At 61.2% G+C, this 20,301-nt stretch carries 23 protein-coding genes and 1 tRNA gene; 22 read left to right on the top strand and 2 right to left on the bottom strand.

Annotation, left to right across the window (positions count from 1 at the left end; translation table 11 throughout):
* Nucleotides 1-21: 21 nt before the first annotated feature.
* From CSQ95_RS21520 to CSQ95_RS21505, 4 genes are all read left to right on the top strand, one after another.
* Nucleotides 22-780: an SIMPL domain-containing protein gene (locus CSQ95_RS21520; RefSeq protein ID WP_099410972.1), complete on the top strand. Its 759-nt coding sequence runs from the start codon at nucleotides 22-24 to the stop codon at nucleotides 778-780.
* A 124-nt stretch (nucleotides 781-904) separates the two neighbouring features.
* Nucleotides 905-1,660, top strand: a complete 756-nt coding sequence (locus tag CSQ95_RS21515) for an SIMPL domain-containing protein (RefSeq protein WP_099410971.1) — start codon at nucleotides 905-907, stop codon at nucleotides 1,658-1,660.
* Nucleotides 1,661-1,817: 157 nt separating this feature from the next.
* Nucleotides 1,818-2,669, top strand: a complete 852-nt coding sequence (gene pssA, locus CSQ95_RS21510; RefSeq protein WP_099410970.1) for a CDP-diacylglycerol--serine O-phosphatidyltransferase — start codon at nucleotides 1,818-1,820, stop codon at nucleotides 2,667-2,669.
* A 48-nt stretch (nucleotides 2,670-2,717) separates the two neighbouring features.
* Nucleotides 2,718-4,262, top strand: coding sequence for a 2-isopropylmalate synthase (locus tag CSQ95_RS21505; protein WP_099410969.1), 1,545 nt, complete (start codon nucleotides 2,718-2,720; stop codon nucleotides 4,260-4,262).
* Nucleotides 4,263-4,388: 126 nt separating this feature from the next.
* Here CSQ95_RS21505 and bamE read toward each other — a convergent pair whose 3' ends face one another.
* Nucleotides 4,389-4,886: an outer membrane protein assembly factor BamE gene (bamE, locus tag CSQ95_RS21500; protein ID WP_099410968.1), complete on the bottom strand. Its 498-nt coding sequence runs from the start codon at nucleotides 4,884-4,886 to the stop codon at nucleotides 4,389-4,391.
* A gap of 185 nt (nucleotides 4,887-5,071) precedes the next feature.
* Here bamE and rpsO point away from each other — a divergent pair, with 185 nt between their 5' ends.
* On the top strand, nucleotides 5,072-5,341 hold the full coding sequence (gene rpsO / locus CSQ95_RS21495; RefSeq protein WP_010399743.1) for a 30S ribosomal protein S15: 270 nt from the start codon (nucleotides 5,072-5,074) through the stop codon (nucleotides 5,339-5,341).
* Between the two features lie 232 nt (nucleotides 5,342-5,573).
* The gene (pnp, locus tag CSQ95_RS21490; protein ID WP_099410967.1) at nucleotides 5,574-7,691 is read left to right on the top strand and encodes a polyribonucleotide nucleotidyltransferase; all 2,118 of its coding nucleotides are present in this window, start codon (nucleotides 5,574-5,576) and stop codon (nucleotides 7,689-7,691) included.
* Here pnp and CSQ95_RS29720 read toward each other — a convergent pair.
* Nucleotides 7,688-7,855: a hypothetical protein gene (locus tag CSQ95_RS29720; protein WP_180279127.1), complete on the bottom strand. Its 168-nt coding sequence runs from the start codon at nucleotides 7,853-7,855 to the stop codon at nucleotides 7,688-7,690. The two genes, pnp and CSQ95_RS29720, sit on opposite strands and share 4 nt — an antisense overlap.
* A gap of 39 nt (nucleotides 7,856-7,894) precedes the next feature.
* Here CSQ95_RS29720 and CSQ95_RS21485 point away from each other — a divergent pair, with 39 nt between their 5' ends.
* The 16 genes from CSQ95_RS21485 to nuoF all read left to right on the top strand — a co-directional run bounded on the left by CSQ95_RS21485 (nucleotide 7,895) and on the right by nuoF (nucleotide 20,280).
* Entirely contained in the window at nucleotides 7,895-8,590 is a 696-nt protein-coding gene (locus tag CSQ95_RS21485) for a hypothetical protein (protein WP_099410966.1), read from the top strand.
* 9 nt (nucleotides 8,591-8,599) lie between these two features.
* Entirely contained in the window at nucleotides 8,600-8,896 is a 297-nt protein-coding gene (locus CSQ95_RS21480; protein WP_099410965.1) for a hypothetical protein, read from the top strand.
* 143 nt (nucleotides 8,897-9,039) lie between these two features.
* Nucleotides 9,040-10,986: a methyl-accepting chemotaxis protein gene (locus tag CSQ95_RS21475; RefSeq protein ID WP_180279126.1), complete on the top strand. Its 1,947-nt coding sequence runs from the start codon at nucleotides 9,040-9,042 to the stop codon at nucleotides 10,984-10,986.
* A gap of 154 nt (nucleotides 10,987-11,140) precedes the next feature.
* On the top strand, nucleotides 11,141-11,350 hold the full coding sequence (locus tag CSQ95_RS21470; protein WP_099410964.1) for a hypothetical protein: 210 nt from the start codon (nucleotides 11,141-11,143) through the stop codon (nucleotides 11,348-11,350).
* Between the two features lie 246 nt (nucleotides 11,351-11,596).
* Nucleotides 11,597-12,358, top strand: a complete 762-nt coding sequence (locus tag CSQ95_RS21465; protein ID WP_070224115.1) for a GIN domain-containing protein — start codon at nucleotides 11,597-11,599, stop codon at nucleotides 12,356-12,358.
* Nucleotides 12,359-12,420: 62 nt separating this feature from the next.
* The gene (locus tag CSQ95_RS21460) at nucleotides 12,421-13,029 is read left to right on the top strand and encodes a tetratricopeptide repeat protein (RefSeq protein ID WP_070288760.1); all 609 of its coding nucleotides are present in this window, start codon (nucleotides 12,421-12,423) and stop codon (nucleotides 13,027-13,029) included.
* Between the two features lie 73 nt (nucleotides 13,030-13,102).
* Complete coding sequence (locus CSQ95_RS21455) at nucleotides 13,103-14,083, top strand: NAD(P)H-quinone oxidoreductase (protein WP_099410963.1); 981 nt, start codon at nucleotides 13,103-13,105, stop codon at nucleotides 14,081-14,083.
* A 73-nt stretch (nucleotides 14,084-14,156) separates the two neighbouring features.
* A complete protein-coding gene (tpiA, locus tag CSQ95_RS21450; RefSeq protein ID WP_099410962.1) occupies nucleotides 14,157-14,906 on the top strand; it encodes a triose-phosphate isomerase in 750 nt (249 codons plus the stop codon).
* Nucleotides 14,907-14,934: 28 nt separating this feature from the next.
* Nucleotides 14,935-15,339, top strand: coding sequence for a preprotein translocase subunit SecG (secG, locus tag CSQ95_RS21445; protein WP_034749996.1), 405 nt, complete (start codon nucleotides 14,935-14,937; stop codon nucleotides 15,337-15,339).
* A gap of 191 nt (nucleotides 15,340-15,530) precedes the next feature.
* A tRNA-Leu gene (locus CSQ95_RS21440) sits at nucleotides 15,531-15,615 on the top strand.
* Nucleotides 15,616-15,792: 177 nt separating this feature from the next.
* The gene (locus tag CSQ95_RS21435) at nucleotides 15,793-16,152 is read left to right on the top strand and encodes an NADH-quinone oxidoreductase subunit A (protein WP_010399734.1); all 360 of its coding nucleotides are present in this window, start codon (nucleotides 15,793-15,795) and stop codon (nucleotides 16,150-16,152) included.
* A 3-nt stretch (nucleotides 16,153-16,155) separates the two neighbouring features.
* Nucleotides 16,156-16,632 (top strand): NADH-quinone oxidoreductase subunit B family protein, encoded by a 477-nt coding sequence (locus CSQ95_RS21430; RefSeq protein WP_010399733.1) that lies wholly within the window; start codon nucleotides 16,156-16,158, stop codon nucleotides 16,630-16,632.
* Between the two features lie 17 nt (nucleotides 16,633-16,649).
* Nucleotides 16,650-17,243 carry an NADH-quinone oxidoreductase subunit C gene (locus CSQ95_RS21425; protein WP_070224111.1) on the top strand — a complete coding sequence of 198 codons (594 nt, stop codon included), beginning with the start codon at nucleotides 16,650-16,652 and terminating at the stop codon, nucleotides 17,241-17,243.
* Nucleotides 17,243-18,496: an NADH-quinone oxidoreductase subunit D gene (locus CSQ95_RS21420; RefSeq protein ID WP_034749992.1), complete on the top strand. Its 1,254-nt coding sequence runs from the start codon at nucleotides 17,243-17,245 to the stop codon at nucleotides 18,494-18,496. Before CSQ95_RS21425 ends, CSQ95_RS21420 begins: the two co-directional genes overlap by 1 nt.
* 12 nt (nucleotides 18,497-18,508) lie before the next feature.
* On the top strand, nucleotides 18,509-18,988 hold the full coding sequence (gene nuoE / locus CSQ95_RS21415; RefSeq protein ID WP_035820520.1) for an NADH-quinone oxidoreductase subunit NuoE: 480 nt from the start codon (nucleotides 18,509-18,511) through the stop codon (nucleotides 18,986-18,988).
* On the top strand, nucleotides 18,985-20,280 hold the full coding sequence (gene nuoF / locus CSQ95_RS21410; RefSeq protein WP_010399729.1) for an NADH-quinone oxidoreductase subunit NuoF: 1,296 nt from the start codon (nucleotides 18,985-18,987) through the stop codon (nucleotides 20,278-20,280). Before nuoE ends, nuoF begins: the two co-directional genes overlap by 4 nt.
* The last annotated feature ends 21 nt before the right edge of the window (nucleotides 20,281-20,301 follow it).

Raw genomic sequence — 20,301 nt, 5'->3', positions numbered from 1 at the left:
TTAACTACCTAGGAGTACCCCATGACCGTGATGAAATCCGTCCTTGTTGCCGCCGCAGCCACCGTTGCCCTGAGCGCGCAAGCCCAATCTTTGCCGACCAACGGCACTCTGGTGGTCGTACCCGCATTTGGCGAAGTCAAGCATGTCAATGACCAGGTGGTCGCTACCCTGGCCGTCGAAGAACAGGACAAGGACAAGGCTGCCGCTGCGTCGCGAGTCAACCAGAAGATGAACAAGGGTATCGCCATCGTCAAGCAGGCCGACCCGTCGGCGGCACTGAAATCGTACGGCTACTACACCTATCCCGTGTATCCGGAAGAGCGTCCATTGCCGGCTGGCGCCGTGGCCAAGCCGCGCCTGCCAACGGCCTGGCGCGTGGGCCAATACCTGGAAGTGACGACGGCCAATCTGGCGTCCCTGCCAAAAACCGTGTCGGCGGCGCAAGGCGTACTGACCCTGAACGGCTTGAATTTCGGCCTGAAGCCGGAAACCATCCGCTTGCTGGACGACCAGCGCATCGCCGCCACCTATAAAAACCTGAACGAGCGCGTGGCCGCCATCGCCAAGGCCATGGGCCGCAACGTCTCGGACGCCGTGCTCGATACGGTGGACTTCGAAGGTTCGGGCAACTACGCCACGGAAAGCCGTCCTGCCGCCGCGCCGATGATGATGCGCAGCGCCAAGATGGTCGAAGACAGCAGCGTCGTCGCCGAACCGAGCTTCGAGCCGGGCGAAACGACGCTCGACATGCGCGTCGTCGGCAAGGTCAAGTTCAAGTAAGCTGAAGTAAGCTGAAGTAAGCTGATCAATGCGGCGGGAAAATTTCCGCGTCAGCATGTTTTAAAAATCATGGGGCTGTTGGCCCCATGGTCGTTTTTGCCCCATTATTTTCCAGGAGAACACCATGACCGTCATGAAATCGCTGCTGGCCGCAGCCGCCGCTACCGTTGTCCTGGGCGCCCAAGCCCAGGCCTTGCCCACTTCCGGCACCCTCGTGGTGGTGCCCGCCAATGGCGAAGTGGTGCACGCGAACGACCAGGTGACCGTCACCCTGGCCATCGAAGAGCAGGACAAGGACAAGGCCGCCGCCGCCTCGCGCGTCAACCAGAAGATGAACCAGGGCACGGCCATCGTCAAGAAAGCCGATCCGCAAGCCGTGCTGAAGACCCAAGGCTATTACACGTATGCCGTGTACCCGGAAACGGCGCCCTTGCCGCCGGGCGTCGCCGCCAAGCCGCGCGTACCGACGGGCTGGAGAGTGGGGCAATACCTGCAGGTGACGACGACCAACCTGGCCGCCTTGCCGAAAACCGTTTCCGCAGCACAAGGCGTGCTGACCCTGAACCGCCTGAACTTCAGCCTGGCGCCCGCCACCGTGCGCAAGCTCGACGACCAGCGCATCGCCGCCGCCTACAAGAACCTCAACGAGCGCGTGGCCGCCATCGCCGGCGCCATGGGCCGCAACGTCAATGACGCCGTGATCGACACCATCGATTTCGAAGGTTCGGGCAATTATGCGCAGCGCGCCAACGTGGCAGGCGCGCGCGCCATGAGCGCCGATTCCATGGGCTATGGCGGCAGCCAGGTGGCCGAACCCAGCTTTGAACCGGGCGAAACGACCCTCAACATGGGCCTGGTTGCCAAGGTCAAGTTCAAATAAGGCTAGTATTGGTGTCAATATTGCCGGCTTGACGCCGCCGCGCTTTTCTTTGGCGGCGGCTCCTCTATAATGACAACATCGGCAGGCGCATGCCCTGATAGTCATGCGCCTGCCATCTGGCACCGATTCCCCCGCAGTACACAAGATATGGAACAACATGGCAAACTTCCCCCGTCGTAGAGGCAAGAACGGCACTCCCGCAGCATCCAAAGCGTCCCGCTTCAGCAAATTCGTGCGCCAGCCGGTGAACGATGGCACTGGCAAGAAAACCCTGCGCCGCCGCGGCATCTATCTGTTGCCGAATGCCTTCACGACGGCAGCCCTGTTTTGCGGCTTCTACGCCATCGTCATGGCCATGAACCAGAAATTCGAACACGCGGCCTGGGCCATCTTCATCGCCATGATCCTCGACGGCCTCGACGGACGCATCGCGCGCCTGACGAATACGCAGAGCGAATTCGGCGCCCAGTACGACAGCCTGTCCGACATGGTGTCGTTCGGCGCCGCACCGGCGCTGGTGATCTACGAATGGTCGCTGCGCGGCATGGGTAAACTGGGCTGGCTGGCCGCCTTCGTGTATTGCGCCGGCGCCGCCCTGCGCCTGGCCCGCTTCAACACGAACATCGCCGTGGTCGACAAGCGCTTCTTCCAGGGCTTGCCCAGCCCGGCGGCCGCCGCCATGGTGGCCGGTTTCATCCTGCTGATGAACGACCTGGAATTTGCCGGCAACCAGCTGGCCTGGGTGTCGTGGACGATCGCCCTGTTCTCGGGTCTGACCATGGTCACCAACGTGCCGTTCTACAGCTTCAAGGATGTGAATTTCCGCAAGTCCGTGCCCTTCATCGTGGTATTCCTGCTGGCATTGTTCTTCGCGCTCATTTCCATCGATCCACCGAAAGTGCTGTTCCCGATTTTCGTCGTCTATGGCCTGTCCGGCTACGCCGTGTTTTTCTGGCGCATGGCGAAGGGCAAGCCCGTCAGCATCATCCAGACCGACCCCGAGCATTAATACGGCGAGTCGGTAGCGTCGCCAGTCTTCAGCCAGCCAGGAGCAGCCATGAACACCAGCAACCGACTCATTATTTTTGACACCACCTTGCGCGACGGCGAGCAATCGCCGGGCGCCTCCATGACGCGCGAGGAAAAGCTGCGCATCGCCAAGCAGCTCGAGCGCATGAAGGTCGACGTGATCGAAGCGGGCTTCGCCGCCGCTTCGCAGGGCGACTTCGAGTCGATACGGGCGATTGCCGGCGCCGTGCGCGAATCGACCATCTGTTCGCTGTCGCGCGCCAACGACCGCGACATCGCCCGCGCCGCCGAAGCGCTGGCGCCCGCCGAGCGCAAGCGCATCCACACGTTCATCGCCACGTCGCCCCTGCACATGCAGATGAAGCTGCGCATGACGCCCGAGGAAGTCCTGCTGCAGGCGCAGAACGCTGTGCGCTACGCGCGCCAGTTCACGGACGATATCGAATTCAGTCCCGAAGACGGCAGCCGCTCCGACGAGGATTTCCTGTGCCGCGTGCTGGAGGGCGTGATCGCCGAGGGCGCCACCACCATCAATTTCCCCGATACGGTCGGCTACGCCGTGCCTGAAATCTTCGGCAATACCATCAAGCGCTTGCGCGAACGCATACCGAATTCCGATAAAGCCATCTGGTCTGTCCATTGTCATAACGACCTGGGCCTGGCTGTGGCCAATTCGCTGGCCGGCGTCATGATCGGCGGCGCGCGGCAGATCGAATGCACGGTCAATGGCCTCGGTGAGCGGGCCGGCAACACGGCGTTGGAAGAAGTGGTGATGGCGCTGCGCACGCGCGCCGCCTATTACAACCTGACGGTGGGTATCGATACGACGCAAATCGTGGCCGCCTCGAAAATGGTGTCGCAAATTACGGGCTTTGCCGTGCAGCCGAACAAGGCCGTCGTCGGTGCGAACGCCTTTGCGCACGCGTCCGGCATCCACCAGGACGGCATTTTAAAGGCGCGCGAGACGTATGAAATCATGCGCGCCGAAGACGTGGGCTGGACGGCCAACAAGATCGTCCTCGGCAAACTGTCGGGCCGCAATGCCTTCAAGCAGCGCCTGCACGAGCTGGGCATCGCGCTCGAATCCGAGGCGGAAGTCAACGCCGCCTTCCTGCGCTTCAAGGAACTGGCCGACCGCAAATCCGAGATTTTCGACGAAGACATCATGGCCCTCGTCAGCGAGGAGCAGCAGGCGCAGGATAGTGAGCACTACCGTTTCATCTCCCTGGCGCAGCAGTCGACGACGGGCGCCGTGCCCCATGCGCGCGTGGAATTTCTTGTCGGCGGCGAACAGCGCAGCTGCGAGGGGCGGGGTGACGGCCCCGTCGATGCCACCGTCAACGCCATCGAAAGCGCGGCCGCCAGCGGCGCGGAACTGGTCTTGTTCTCCGTCAATGCCATCAGCACGGGCACGCAGTCGCAGGGCGAGGTCACGATGCGCCTGTCGCGCGACGGGCGCATCGTCAACGGCGTGGGCGCCGACCCCGACATCATCGTCGCGTCGGCCAAGGCGTATTTGTCGGCGCTGAATAAATTACACGCGAAAGACGAGCGCATCGACCCGCAGCCTTAGTGAAGGACGCCTGATTAAACCTACTGCGCGTCGATATAGGCGGCCTTAGAGTACGGTTGCGCTTCTTAGCCACCTCTCTCTTCCGCTCGCTACGGTTTTATCAGGCGTCGTTGCACCGGTAATGTCTTACCAGAAAAACCGCCGCTCTTCCTTGGCCGGATCGGGCCCGTTCATCATCATGCGCACGATGCCGTCGTGGTCGAAGTGCACGTGCATCATGGAATCCCACACGCCCGATTCCTTGTAGCGGTAGGACCAGACGTAGAGCTTGGGCAGCGGCAGGTAGGATTTTTCCGTCGGGCGGCCCAGGGTGTGCAGCACGTCTTGCTGCGTCGACACGCCTACCTTGATGCGGGCAAAGCCCGGCGTGTCGAGCACCTGTTCGTAGGAAATCAACCTGTCGTCGGGACCGAAGCGGGCCATATATGTGTACTGGCCGTACGGCCCCGTCGCGTATTCGAGTTCCGGCCCCGTGGGCAGCTGATAGATATTCGTCGGACGGCCCAGGCGCGCTTCCACGGCGGTGCGCGGCTCGCCCGGCTGGGGCGGCGGGGCGTTCCAGCTGGCGCAGCCGGCCAGCAAGGTAAACAGCAGTGGTGTTGCTGATTTGAGCAGTTTTTTCATATTTGACCTCCTGAAATGCAGGAAAATCCTATCATGCGCCGAGAAAAGCCCGCACGGCAGGATACAGGCGGGCATTTTTCCGATATACTTGCGCGTCTGGTTGGAAGCCTAGGCCAGTATTTTAATAATCGTAGTTCACGGTGAATAGGGTTCAGACTCTGTGCACCGCATGTGAAAGGTTTATCATGACAGTAGAAAACATCAACAAAGCCGCTATCATCGCGGACAACGCACGTGGTCAAAACGACACCGGCTCCCCTGAAGTGCAAGTTGCACTGCTGACAGCTCGCATCAACGAACTGAACGGCCACTTCAAAGCTCACTCGAAAGATCACCACTCCCGCCGCGGCCTGATCATGATGGTCAACCGTCGTAAGAGCCTGTTGTCCTACCTGAAGGCTAAAGACGCTACCCGTTATCGCGACCTGATCGCTAAACTTGGTCTGCGCAAGTAATTTTTGCCGTACAAGGTTTATACAGAAATGCCTGCGCCAGTTCGCTGACGCGGGCATTTTGTCATTTGAATTCCGGATTTATGTCGAGAAGTACAGTATTCTCTACCGATATCATGTTTTAAAAGTAAAGTAGCAAAGGTGGCAACAAGTAAAGGCAGCATTTTTACGCCGCCTGTGGTGAGGTGAACGACAGCCCCTGAAAATCTGTCGGCAATTAGAAAAGGGATACCCCATGTTTAACAAAGTTACGAAAACCTTCCAGTACGGTCAACATCAAGTGACCCTGGAAACCGGCGAAATCGCGCGTCAGGCATCCGGCGCAGTGCTGGTGTCGATCGAAGATACCGTCGTTCTGGCAACGGTGGTGGCACGCAAAGATGCCAAGCCAGGCCAGGATTTCTTCCCTTTGACGGTTGATTATGTCGAAAAAACCTATGCTGCCGGTAAAATTCCGGGCGGTTTTTTCAAGCGCGAAGGCCGTCCTTCCGAAAAAGAAACACTGACATCGCGTCTGATCGACCGTCCTATCCGTCCGCTGTTCCCGGAAGGCTACCTGAATGAAGTGCAAGTCATCATTCACGTGTTGTCGGTCAACCCTGAAATCGATCCGGACATCGCCGCCATGATCGGTGCCTCCGCTGCCCTGTGCGTGTCGGGCGTGCCTTTCAACGGTCCTATCGGCGCCGCGCGCGTCGGTTACGCCAACGGCCAGTACATCCTGAACCCGACCGTCCAGCAACTGAAAACGTCGGAAATGGACCTGGTGGTCGCCGGTACCGAAACGGCCGTGCTGATGGTCGAATCGGAAGCGAAACAGCTGTCCGAAGAAATCATGCTGGGCGCCGTGGTCTTCGGCCACGACCAGATGAAAGTCGTCATCAATGCGATTCACGACCTGGTGCGTGACGGCGGCAAGCCGGAAGTGGAATGGGCGCCTGCGCCGAAAAACGAAGCACTGATCGCCCGCGTCGCGCATTTCGCCAACGCCAAGATCAATGATGCGTATCAAACCAAGGATAAGCAGGAACGTACGGCCAAGCTGAAGGCGGCAACGTCGGAAGTGATCGCCGACCTGTCGGCCGAAGCGGCTGCCAACGGCGGCGCGTCGATCGACAGCGCTGAAGTGAACAACATCCTGTTCGACATCGAAGCGAAAATCGTGCGTACGCAAATCCTGGACGGCGAGCCACGCATCGACGGCCGCGACACCCGCACCGTGCGTCCGATCTCGATCCGCACCAGCGTGCTGCCACGCACCCACGGTTCGGCCCTGTTCACGCGCGGCGAAACGCAGGCGCTGGTCGTCGCTACCCTGGGCACCGCCCGCGACAGCCAGAAGATCGATGCGTTGATGGGCGAGTTCACCGATTCGTTCATGCTGCATTACAACATGCCTCCGTTCGCCACCGGCGAAACGGGTCGTGTCGGCACGCCAAAACGCCGCGAGATCGGCCACGGCCGCCTGGCCAAGCGCGCGCTGATCGCCGCCCTGCCGGCAGCTGAAGAATTCAGCTACTCGGTGCGCCTGGTATCGGAAATCACGGAATCGAACGGTTCCTCGTCGATGGCATCGGTCTGCGGCGGCTGCCTGGCACTGATGGACGCCGGCGTGCCGATGAAAGAACACGTGGCCGGTATCGCCATGGGCCTGATCAAGGAAGGCGGCAAGTTTGCCGTGCTGTCCGACATCCTGGGCGACGAAGATCACCTGGGCGACATGGACTTCAAGGTAGCCGGTACCCGCAACGGTATCACGGCACTGCAGATGGACATCAAGATCATGGGTATCACCAAGGAAATCATGCAAGTGGCACTGGCGCAAGCCAAGGAAGGCCGCGAGCACATCCTGGGCGAAATGCAAAAAGCCATGCCGCACGTCAAAACCGAACTGTCCGATTTCGCACCGCGTCTGATCACCATCAAGATCAACCCGGAAAAAATCCGTGACGTGATCGGCAAGGGCGGCGCCGTGATCCGCGCGCTGACCGAAGAGACGGGCACCCAGATCGACATCAGCGACGAAGGCGTGGTCACCATCGCTTCCGTCGACGCTGCTGCCGGCCAGGAAGCCAAGCGCCGCATCGAAGAACTGACCGCTTCCGTCGAAGTGGGCAAGACCTACGAAGGCACCGTGCTGAAACTGCTGGACTTCGGCGCCATCGTGCAAGTCATGCCAGGCAAGGACGGCTTGCTGCACATCAGCCAGATCGCCAACGAGCGCGTCAACGCCGTGGCCGACTACCTGAAAGAAGGCCAGCTGGTCCGCGTCAAGGTTCTGGAAACGGACGACCGCGGCCGCCTGAAGCTGTCGATGAAAGCTGCCGAAGGCAACGAAGCGCCAGCCGCCTAAGTCAGACTGACTGCGGCCTCGGCCGCATGCTCAAAAACCGCCAGCGCGCAAGCCCTGGCGGTTTTTTTGCGCCGCGTTTGTGCTGCATCAAGGTAGATGCCGCTTTGCGCATCGGCTTTGATCCAGCTCGCGTTGGCCAGTTTTGCGCCTTGTAGATTCGGCATGGGATCTTCCCCTGAACGAGTCTTCCAAGGAGATGCAGCATGCGCACATTCTGCGGGCTGGCCGCCGCTTTTCTGCTTGCCGTCGCGCCCGGCGTCCGGGCACAGCTGGACAACGCACCCACGCCGGTGCCGTTGCCGATTCCCATCGCCGCCGCGTCCACGGCCATGCCGGCGCAAGACCTCGACGCCTTGCGCGCCGTGCATGCGCGCGAAATCAATGACCTCAGCACCTTCAGGACGGCGGGCTTGCCGCGGGACGCTATCGACGCCTACCTCGATAGCGGGCCAGGGCAGCAATTTTTGCGCGAACTGCGCGCCGCCGATCCTGCCGCCTCGGCCGACACCCTCTATGCGCGGGCCGTCGAGCAGCTCGCGTCCGGCAGCACCTTGCCGGACCTGCAGCCGATGGCTGCCGCGCTGGTAAAAATCGTGCCGCATGGCCAGAATGTGTCGCCGTATTCGCCATACTTCACCACCAGCGCGCAATTGCAGCTGGTATCGGGCCGCTGCGCCACCCTGGCCGACTGCTTCGGCTTGCCCTTGAAGAGCGAGGCGCCGCTGTATGATGTGTATCAGATCATGCCCAAGGGCACCGTCAACGTGTTCGTCAGCCAGGTCGCGCCGACGGAAGAGTTGGGCGGGCTGGTGCGGCGCAAGGGCGGGGCGCAGCAGTATTTGCTCCCCAACCGCAGCTTGTGGTCGGCCCCCGTGCTGATCGGCACGATCAAGAATTGAGGAGAGAAGATGGATCAGCAGCGTTTGCAAGCCCATGCCGCCGAACTGGAGCAGTTGCTGGCGCGCCTGGCGAGCGCCGACGGCGAGGTGGCCGACCTGCGCAGCGCGCTCGAGCCGCTGCTGGCCCTGGCTGGCAGCGGTGCCTTGAGCGCGCCCTTGCCGTGGGGCGATATCCCCGGCGGGCGCTATTTTACGGAAGGCGGCTTGCGCCGGTACCCCGAGCTGGAGCAGGCATTTGCCCGCTTCCGCATCGAAGCGACGGGCGGCGAATCGCCGGCCCTGCGCAAGCTGCGCGGCGAAATATGATTAATATTTAGTTAACGTATAGTTAATATAAGGTATCAATTGTTGTTTATGGGTAATTGAGAGTCGGTATTGCTTGACGACAAAATCTTATTCCCTGACCATGGCGCATCCCTCCCGATTTTCTCTTTTTTATTGGATGCACCATGTTGTCCTCCCTTAAGGCGCGGCTGATCGCCATCGCCGTTTCCATCGTCGTGCTGGCCATGCTGGCCGTCGCCATCGCCAATTTCTTTACCACGCGCTCCAGTACCCTGGCCGCGCTCGACACGCAGATGCTGCAGCTGTCGCACAGCCATGCCACGGCCATCGCCGAATGGCTGCGTTCCAAGCAGGCCGTCGTCGCTTCGCTCAAGCAGGGCGCTGCGGCGGCCGATCCGCTGCCGGCCCTGAAGGCGGCCGAGCAGGCGGGCACCTTCGACATGGCGTATATCGGCTTTGCCGACAAGCACGCCGTCTTTTCGCAGGAGCGCAAGCGCGCCGCCGACTACGATCCCACGGCGCGCCCGTGGTACAAGCTGGCGTCCGAGGTGGGTGGCCCCATCATCACGGCGCCGTATATCGGCGCCAGCACGGGCAAGCTGGTGGTGACGTTCGCCGAGCCGCTGGGCGGCAAGGGCAGCGTGACGGGCGTGATGGCGGCCGACGTGATGATGGACGCGGTCGTGCAAAACGTCGCCTCGATCAAGCCGACGGCGGCCAGCTACGGCTTTCTCGTCGATGGCGGCGGCAAGATCATCGCCCATCCGGACGCCAAGCTGACCCTCAAGCCCCTGGCCGAACTCGATCCGGGGCTGAGCGCGCAGGCGCTGGCCGATATCGAAAAGAGCGGTGATGGCGCGGCCATCCGCCTGGACGGGCGCGACGGCATCTTGCATGTGAGTAAGGTTCCGGGCAGCGACTGGCTGCTGGCCACCGTGCTGGACCGCACGGAAGCCACGCAAGCCTTGAGTTCCATGCTGCGCGCCTCGGCCCTGACGGCGCTGCTGGTGCTGGCCCTGGCCGCCACGGTACTGAGCGTGCTGGTGGCGCGCGCCTTGCGCCGCCTGGGCCTGGTGCGCGACGCCATGGAAGCGATCGCCACGGGGGACGGCGACCTGACCAGCCGCCTCGACGCGGAAGGCACGGACGAGCTGGCGCAGATCGCCAAGGCCTTCAATTTGTTCGTGGAAAAGATCGCCACCGTGCTCGTGCAGATCCGCAGCATCAGCACCCTGGTGCGCAGCGAATCGGCCGATATTGCCGCCGGCAATGCCGACCTGTCCTCGCGCACGGAAGCGCAGGCGGGCGCGCTGGAAGAAACGGCCAGTTCGATGGATGAGCTGACCTCGACCGTCAAGCAGAATGCGGAAAACGCGCATGCGGCCAACGAGCTGGCCGTTTCCGCTTCGGAAGTGGCGGCCAAGGGCGGCCGCGTGGTGCAGCAGGTGGTGGGCACCATGGCCGGCATCCAGGAAAGCTCGCGCAAGATCGTCGACATCATCGGCGTGATCGACGGCATCGCCTTCCAGACGAATATCCTGGCTCTGAACGCGGCCGTCGAGGCGGCGCGCGCGGGCGAGCAGGGCAGGGGCTTTGCCGTGGTGGCGTCCGAAGTGCGCAACCTGGCGCAACGCTCCGCTGGCGCGGCGAAGGAAATCAAGGAATTGATCGGCGATTCAGTGGAGAAGGTCGATGCGGGCGGCCGCCTCGTCAATGAAGCGGGCCAGACCATGGACCAGGTGGTGGCCTCGGTGCAGCAACTGACGACCATCATGAGCGAGATCACGGTGGCCAGCCGCGAACAGAGCGCCGGCATCGGCGAGATCAATACGGCCGTCACGCACATGGACACCATGACGCAGCAGAACGCGGCCCTCGTCGAGCAAGCGGCGGCCGCCGCGGAAAGCCTGCAGGAACAGGCCGTGGACCTGGCGCAAGCCGTCGGCATGTTCCGCCTGGGCGATGCTGGCCCTGCTGCGGCATCTGCACCGGTGGCGCGCCTCAAGGCGAAGCCGGCCGCGCCAGCGCCGCGCGCGCCGGCCCGTGCGCTGTCGCCGGCCAAGCCCGTCAAGGCGGCCAAGTCCGGCGCCGACGAGTGGGAAGAGTTTTAAGCTGCAAGCGCAGCGATCTGCGCGTTCATCCGCGTTTTTGTCAGGTCAGCCTGCCAAAAGCGCAGTTCGTCGCAATCGGCGTGTCTGGCGGGGGCGGTATGGCTATAGTGACACCATACCGCAAGCCCACTGCCAGACACCCGAGGAGAACAACATGAACGTCGCTAAAAACATGGAAATCATCGCCGTTGCCGCCGCCATCGTGCTCGGCGCCGGCTGCTACGCCATCGCTCCGGCCGCCCCGGCCCTGCAAGTGGCCAGTTCCACGGCCACCGTGGCCGCGCCAGCAAACAAGGCTGCCATGCAAGTGGTGGTCGTCAAGGCCAAGCGCCTGAACGCGGCCGAAAAAGCCCGTTTCGCATAAGACACCTATCAAAACCTACTGCGCGTCGCGATTTGCGGCTTCCGATGCTCACTGTGCATTCGCACAGTTCCGCTTCTCGGGCCAACGGGGGCGCCGAGCCTCACTGCCGCTCGCTACGGTTTTGTCAGGCGTTAAAGCCATTGTCAGCAATTTTCGACACTGCTACAGTGCTGCTGCGCGATGCAATGCCGGCCGCCCGACGCGGGCGCCGCAATACATAAAAACAAGATACCGAGGATGCACTACATGAAAAAGATACTGCAACTGGCGCTGCTGTTCCTGGCGACACTGGGCCTGGTGCGCGGCGTGGCCGCAGAGACCCGCTTGCTGGAAATGCGCAACGTCGACGCCCGCGTGGTGCGGGTCAAGCTCGACGGCGTGATGGAGGTGCGCATCCGCCAGGGCAACGTGCCTTCGCTGAGCATCACGGCCGACAAGCGCTACATCGCCGATGTCAGCACGGCGCAAAGCGGCGACACCCTGCACATCGAAACGGAAGTGCGCGGCTTCAAGCTCGGCCCTTCGTCGATCCGCGCCGACCTGGTCTTGCCGAACTTGCGCGAACTGAGCTCGGAAGGCTTCGGTAGTACCGACATCACGGGTTTCAAGGGCGAGGAGCTGACCTTGTCGCTGGAAGGGGCGGGCAGCATCAAGCTGGTGGGCGACTACCGCAAGCTCAATGCCAGCCTGGGCGGCGTGGGCAGCATGCAGCTGTGGATCGGCAACAATGAGCGCGCGGAGCTGGACTTGCAGGGCGCCGGTTCCGTGGTGCTGGGCGGACGCGGACGCCTGCTGAAAGCGAGCCTGGGCGGCCTGGGCAGCCTGAACGCGCAGCAGTTCGAAGTCGATGCCGTCAACCTTGAATTGAGCGGCCTGGGTAATGCTACGGTGAATGCCCATACGAATGCCAAGCTGAACCTGAGCGGACTCGGTTCGGTGGTGGTGTACGGCAAACCGGCCAATCGCGATGTCAGCGTCGAGGGCCTGGGCAAAGTTAGCTGGAAGTAAAAGCATCCTGCCGCAGGCCTTCTGCAGGACAAGAATAAGTTGTCAGACCACATCCCATTCCGATGAAAAAACTGATCATTACATTACTCATGCTGTTGACGATACAGCTACCCGCGCGGGCCGGCTTCGCCGAAGGCGCCAGCGCCTACAACAACAAGAATTACGCGCTGGCTTACAAAGAAATATTGCCCCTTGCTAAGACCGGCAATGCCGATGCCCAGCATTTGCTGGGTTTGATGTATTACATGGGGCGGGGCTTGCCGCAGGATTACAAGCAAGCCATGTTCTGGCACCGCAAGGCGGCCGAGCAGGGCAAGGCCGACGCCCAGTACGTGGTGGGCGCCATGTATTACACGGGCAACGCCGTGCTGCAGGACCACAAGCAGGCCGTCGGCTGGTTCCGCAAGGCGGCCGAGCAGAACCATGCCGAGGCGCAGCAGGTGCTGGGCCTGATGTACCGCTATCACATGGGCGGCGTGCAGCAGGACAATGTCATCGCCTACATGCTGTGGAACCTGGCGGCCGCGAATGGCAACGCGAATGCGGCCGACCAGCGCGCCGCCGTGGTGCGCAAGATGACGCATGAGCAGGTCGAGGAAGGGCAGGCCCTGTCGGCCCAATGGAAGCCGGGCACGCCCTTGCCGCGCCAGTCGAAAACGGGCGGTGGCTGAGAGGCCATGTAGCGGCCTGCAAGGGTGGACGGCTTGGCGTACAATCGCCGTTTTCCCTTGAAAGAGTCCCGCCATGCGTGCAGTTGCCATCAGCCAGCCAGGTCCCGCCGACGTTTTGCAGATCGCCGAACGTCCCACGCCGCAATATAAGGCGGGCGAACTGTTGATCAAGGTGCATGCGGCCGGCATCAACCGCCCGGACGTGCTGCAGCGCCTGGGCAAGTATGCGCCGCCTGCGGGCGCCTCGGACTTGCCTGGCCTGGAAGTGGCGGGCGAAGTCGTCGATGGCGATTTCACCAACACGGCATTCAAGAAGGGCGACCTGGTCTGCGCGCTGGTGCAGGGCGGCGGCTATGCCGAATACTGCGCCGCACCCGCCGGCCAGTGCCTGCCCTTGCCGAAAGGCTTGACGGCGCTGGAAGGCGCGTCCTTGCCGGAAAACTTCTTTACCGTCTGGAGCAATGTGTTCGACCGCTGCGCGCTGGCCGATGGCGAAACGTTATTGGTGCAGGGCGGCACGTCCGGCATCGGCGTGACGGCCATTCAATTGGCGGCCGCGCTCGGCCACCGCGTGTTCGCCACGGCGGGCAGCGACGAGAAAGCGCGCGCTTGCGAGGCGCTGGGCGCCGAACGCGGTATCAATTACCGCACGGAGGATTTCGTTGCCGTCGTCAAGGAATTGACCGATGGCAAAGGTGTCGACGTCATCCTCGACATGGTGGGCGGCGACTACCTGCCGCGTGAAATCGATTGCCTGGCCGACGATGGCCGCATCGGCCTGATCGCCGTGCAGGGCGGCACCAAGGCGGAACTGGACCTGGGCGCCTTGCTGCGCCGCCGCCTGACGGTGACAGGTTCCACCTTGCGCCCCCGTTCCGTCGCCTTCAAGGCGGCCATCGCAAACCATCTGCGCACGACCGTCTGGCCGCTGATCGAGGCGGGCAAGATCAAGCCCGTAATCTATCAAACTTTCCCGTTGGAAAAGTCCAACGAGGCGCATGCCTTGATGGAAGCGAGCACGCACGTGGGCAAGATCATGTTGCAAGTTGCCTGAAACGGGGCACTGCCTGTTTGACCGGCATCGGTGCCGGAGTTAGAATGACGGGTTATTAAGAATTTAGGCTACTATGCGTCGCAAACTCGTCGTCGGAAATTGGAAAATGAACGGCAGTCGCACCTCGAACGCGGTGTTATTGTCTGAAATAGTGGCTGGCCTGGCTGCTTCTGGCGCCGCCAGCGCCGTCTGTGTGCCTGCGCCGTATCTGGCGCAGTGCCAGGCGCAATTGGCAGGCACGGCGCTGGGCTGGGGCGCGCAGGATGTTTCCGCGCACGCCAGCGGCGCCTACACGGGCGAAATCTCGGCCGCCATGCTGCAGGATTTCGGTTGCGGCTATGTGGTGATCGGGCATTCCGAGCGCCGCGCCTACCATGGCGAGAGCGATGCGCAAGTGGCGGCCAAGACGGTTGCAGCGCTGACGGCAGGCATCACGCCTATCGTCTGCATCGGCGAGACCCTGGCGCAGCGCGAAGCGGGCCAGACCGACGCGGTCGTGGCGCAGCAGCTGGGTGCCGTGCTGGCGGCGATTTCCGCCGACGACGTGGCAAAGCTGGTGCTGGCCTACGAGCCGGTGTGGGCCATCGGCACGGGCAAGACGGCCACGCCGCAGATGGCGCAGGACGTGCATCAGGTATTGCGCGCCCAGCTGGCGGCAAAGAATGCGGTAGCGGCGGCCGGCGTGCAGATCCTGTACGGCGGCAGCATGAAGCCGGAGAACGCAAAAGAATTGATGGCGATGCCGGATATCGATGGCGGTCTGATCGGTGGAGCAGCATTGAAGGCGGCGGATTTCCTGGCGATTATTCACGCCGCCGATTGAATTAATTTAAACTAAGAATGGAATTGCAATGAACATGATGTTCAATCTGGTAGTGGTAGTACAGGTTATTTCGGCATTGTCGATTATCGCGCTGGTGTTGCTGCAGCACGGCAAGGGCGCCGACATGGGTGCCGCGTTTGGTTCGGGCGCCTCGGGCAGCCTGTTCGGTGCGACGGGTTCGTCGAACTTCATGTCGAAATCGACGGGTGTTGCTGCCGCAATCTTCTTCGGCGCCACGCTGGCCCTGTCGCTGATGGCCAATCAGCGCGCCACCACGGTAGGCGGCGGCGTGATGGACAAAGTCGTCAAGCCAGTGCCGGTCACCGGCGCGGGCGCGATCCCGACGACGGTACCTGCGGCAGCTCCGGCGGCCAGTGCTCCGGCAGCGGCCGCACCGGTTGCCAGCACCCCGGCAGGCGCGATTCCGAAGTAATTCTGTCGCAACTCGATACCTCATCGAGAGTAATTCTCATTACGGGCAGATTATTGCTCAATGTTTCAGCAGCGCGGCAGGAAAAAATCGTGACGCGCTGGAAGATGTAAAAATTTATCGTTTTTATCTGTGTTTTGATGCATTTGTGCATTAACTTTAGCGGCAAAGCAGAGTAGAATACGGGCCTTACCGCCGACGTGGTGAAATTGGTAGACACGCTATCTTGAGGGGGTAGTGGCGCAAGCTGTACGAGTTCGAGTCTCGTCGTCGGCACCAGAAATCAGAAGCCAGCAACGGCGCACGAGCCATGGCTCGTACAAAGTTGCTGGCTTTTTTTACGAGGATGTGTCGTTCGATCCTGGTCTTAGCTTTGATTGGGGTCGTGCGTTAGATACGCTGCAAATGATCGCAGCGTCCTCATTTAACCGATCGTTCAATATAAGCTCATCAATCGTGAACCTCGAAAATTACTTCCCCGTCCTGCTGTTCATTATTATCGGCCTCGGTGTCGGTATCGCTCCCCAGCTCCTGGGGCGCCTGTTAGGCCCTAACAAGCCTGATGCAGCAAAACTCTCCCCGTACGAATGTGGCTTTGAAGCATTCGAAGACGCGCGCATGAAATTCGATGTGCGCTACTATCTGGTCGCAATCCTGTTTATTTTGTTCGATCTGGAAACGGCATTCTTTTTCCCATGGGGCGTTGCAATGCGCGACCTGGGCTGGGCCGGTTTCGTCACGATGATGGTGTTCATCGCTGAATTCGTGGTCGGATTTTGGTACATTTGGAAGAAAGGTGCCCTTGACTGGGAATAAGCCATGGCTATTGAAGGCGTATTAAGCGAAGGTTTCATCACCACCTCGGCCGACAAGCTGATCAACTGGGCGCGCACCGGGTCTATGTTCCCGATGACGTTCGGTCTGGCCTGCTGTGCGGTCGAAATGATGCATGTGGGCGCAGCCCGCTACGATATGGACCGTTTCGGCGTCGTGTTTCGTCCGTCGCCGCGTCAGTCCGACGTCATGATCGTTGCCGGTACCCTGTGCAACAAGATGGCGCCGGCCCTGCGCAAGGTCTACGACCAGATGGCAGAGCCACGCTGGGTCATCTCGATGGGTTCCTGCGCCAATGGCGGCGGGTACTACCATTACTCCTATTCCGTGGTGCGCGGTTGCGACCGCATCGTGCCCGTCGACGTGTATGTGCCTGGCTGTCCGCCGACCGCTGAAGCCTTGCTGTACGGCATCATGCAGTTGCAGAACAAGATCAAGCGTACCAGCACGATCGCACGCTAACCGGGCCGCTTCAGATTATGACAACACATTTAGAAGTATTGCAAAACGCCCTCGGCACTGCCCTGGGCGATCGCGTTAGCACGACGGTTGCGCTGGGCGAAGTCACCTTGCAGGTCAAGGCCGAGGACTACCTGGCCGTGATGCAGACCTTGCGCGATGATCCGAGCCTGCATTTCGAGCAATTGCTCGACCTGTGCGGCGTCGACTACTCGACCTATGGCGACGGCAGCTGGGATGGCCTGCGTTTCGCGGCCGTCTCGCACTTGCTGTCGGTCAAGCACAACTGGCGCGTGCGCGTGCGCGTGTTCGCGCCCGACGACGACATGCCGCTGCTGCCGTCCGTGGTCGGTATCTGGCGCGCCGTCAACTGGTACGAGCGCGAAGCATTCGACCTGCTGGGCATCCTCTTCGAAGGCCACAACGACTTGCGCCGCCTGCTGACCGACTACGGTTTCATCGGCCATCCGTTCCGCAAGGATTTCCCCGTCTCCGGCTATGTCGAGATGCGTTACGATCCGGAACAAAAGCGCGTGATTTACCAGCCCGTGACGATCGAGCCGCGGGAAAACGTGCCGCGCGTGATCCGCGAAGAACATTACGGGATGAAATAATGGCTGAGATTAAGAACTACACCCTGAACTTTGGGCCGCAGCATCCGGCCGCGCACGGTGTGCTGCGCCTGGTGCTGGAGATGGATGGCGAAGTCATCCAGCGCGCCGACCCGCATATCGGCCTGCTGCACCGCGCCACCGAAAAGCTGGCCGAACAGAAGACCTACCTGCAATCCGTGCCGTACATGGACCGTCTCGACTATGTGTCGATGATGTGCAATGAACATGCGTACGTGATGGCCATCGAAAAGATGCTGGGCCTGGAAGTGCCGCTGCGCGCGCAATACATCCGCGTCATGTTCGACGAGATGACGCGCATCCTGAATCACCTGATGTGGCTCGGCACCCACGCGCTGGACGTCGGCGCCATGGGCCCGTTCCTGTATTGCTTCCGCGACCGCGAAGACTTGTTCGACGCCTACGAGGCAGTCTCGGGCGCGCGCATGCACGCGGCCTACTACCGCCCGGGCGGCGTGTACCGCGACCTGCCGGACGCGATGCCGCAGCACAAGGCGTCGATCATCCGCAACGCCAAGGCCATCGGCAAGCTCAACGAAAACCGCCAGGGTTCGCTGCTGGACTTCATCGAAGACTTCGCGCGCCGCTTCCCGAACTCGGTGGACGAGTACGAAACCTTGCTGACCGACAACCGTATCTGGAAACAGCGTACCGTCGGCATCGGCGTGGTTTCGCCGGAAGATGCACTGGCCATGGGCTTTACTGGCGCCATGCTGCGCGGCTCGGGCGTGCAGTGGGATTTGCGCAAGAAACAGCCGTACGAAGTGTACGACCTGATGGATTTCGACATTCCTATCGGCACCAACGGCGATTGCTACGACCGCTACCTGGTTCGCGTGGAAGAGCTGCGCCAGTCGAACCGCATCATCAAGCAATGCGTGGAGTGGCTGCGCAACAATGAAGGTCCTGTCATGACCAGCAACCGCAAGGTGGCGCCTCCGGGCCGCGTCGACATGAAGACCAACATGGAATCGCTGATTCACCACTTCAAGCTGTTCACGGAAGGTTTCCACGTGCCGCCAGGCGAGGCCTACAGCGCCGTGGAACATCCGAAGGGCGAGTTCGGCGTGTACCTGGTGTCCGATGGCGCCAACAAGCCGTACCGCATGAAACTGCGCGCGCCAGACTACGCCCACTTGCAGTCGCTCGACGAGATGGCGCGTGGGCACATGCTTGCCGACGCCGTGACCATCATCGGGACGCAAGATATCGTGTTCGGCAGTATTGACCGCTAAGAGGCAAAAAGTATGTTGTTATCAGAGCAATGCTATAAGAAAATTGACCGCGAGCTGGCCAAGTACCCGGCCGACCAGCGTCAGTCGGCCGTCATGGCCGCGCTGGCCCATGCCCAGGATGAACTGGGCTGGCTGGCACCGGAAACCATGAAGGAACTGGCCGATTACATCGGCATGCCGGCGATTGCCGTGCAGGAAGTGGCCACGTTCTACAATATGTACAACGTGAAACCCGTGGGCAAGCACAAGATCACCGTGTGCACCAACCTGCCATGCGCCCTGTCGGGCGGCGTGCGCGCTGCAGAGTACCTGAAGCAGAAACTCGGTATCGATTTCCGCGAAACCACCGCAGATGGCCAGTTCACCCTGGTTGAGGGCGAGTGCATGGGTGCTTGCGGCGATGCGCCGGTCTTGCTGGTCAGTAATAAAACCATGTGCAGCTGGATGTCGAACGAGAAAATCGACGCCATGCTGGAGGAACTCAAGAAATGACGTCACTCCACAACCGCCATATCGATCCATTGATCCTGAAGGATCTGGATGGCAAGAACTGGCATTTGCAAGATTATGTGAACCGCGGCGGCTACAGCGCCCTGCGGCGTATCCTGGAAGAGAAAATCACGCCGGAACAGATCATCGCCGACCTCAAGGCCTCGTCCTTGCGCGGCCGTGGCGGCGCGGGTTTCCCTACCGGCTTGAAGTGGAGCTTCATGCCGCGCCAGTTCCCTGGCCAGAAATACCTCGTCTGCAATACAGATGAAGGCGAACCGGGCACTTTCAAGGACCGCGACATCATTCGTTACAATCCCCATGCCCTGATCGAAGGCATGGCCATTGGCGCTTATGCGATGGGCATCACCGTCGGTTATAACTATATCCACGGTGAAATCTTCCAGGAATACCTGCGTTTCGAAGAAGCGCTGGAAGAGGCGCGCGCCGCCGGTTTCCTGGGCGACAAGATCATGGGCAGCGAGTTCTCGTTCCAGTTGCATGCGCACCATGGTTATGGCGCCTACATCTGCGGCGAAGAAACGGCCCTGCTCGAGTCGCTGGAAGGCAAGAAAGGCCAGCCGCGCTTCAAGCCGCCTTTCCCCGCCTCGTTCGGCCTGTACGGCAAGCCGACGACGATCAACAACACGGAAACCTTCGCGGCCGTGCCTTTCGTGCTGAACATCGGTCCAGAGAAATACCTGGCGATGGGCAAGCCGAACAATGGCGGTTCGAAGATCTTCTCGATCTCGGGCGACGTGGAAAAACCGGGCAACTACGAAGTGCCGCTCGGCACCCCGTTTGCGACCCTGCTGGAACTGGCAGGCGGCATGCGCGGTGGCAAAAAGATCAAGGCCGTGATTCCTGGCGGCTCGTCCGCGCCGGTGATCCGCGGCGACATCATGATGCAGACCGACCTGGACTACGACTCGATCGCGAAAGCCGGTTCGATGCTGGGTTCGGGCGCCGTCATCGTGATGGACGAAACACGCTGCATGGTGAAGGCGCTGGAACGCCTGTCCTACTTCTACTTTGAAGAATCGTGCGGCCAGTGTACGCCTTGCCGTGAAGGCACAGGCTGGATGTACCGCATGGTGCACCGCATCGAGCAGGGGCAGGGTCGTCCAGACGACCTGGACATGCTCAACTCGATCGCCGACAACATCCAGGGCCGCACCATTTGCGCGCTGGGCGATGCGGCTGCCATGCCGGTACGGGCCTTCATTAAGAATTTCCGTGAAGAATTTGAATATCATATCGAGCACAAGCATTGCTTAGTGCCCGCATATATCTAAGCTGCGTCAGGTAACGATCAC

The sequence above is a fragment of the Janthinobacterium sp. BJB304 genome (assembly GCF_002735765.1).
In the GTDB taxonomy this organism is placed as follows: Bacteria; Pseudomonadota; Gammaproteobacteria; order Burkholderiales; family Burkholderiaceae_D; genus Janthinobacterium.
Note: the sequence above shows the minus strand (reverse complement) of the source record. Positions and strands in the feature narration are given on the sequence as shown.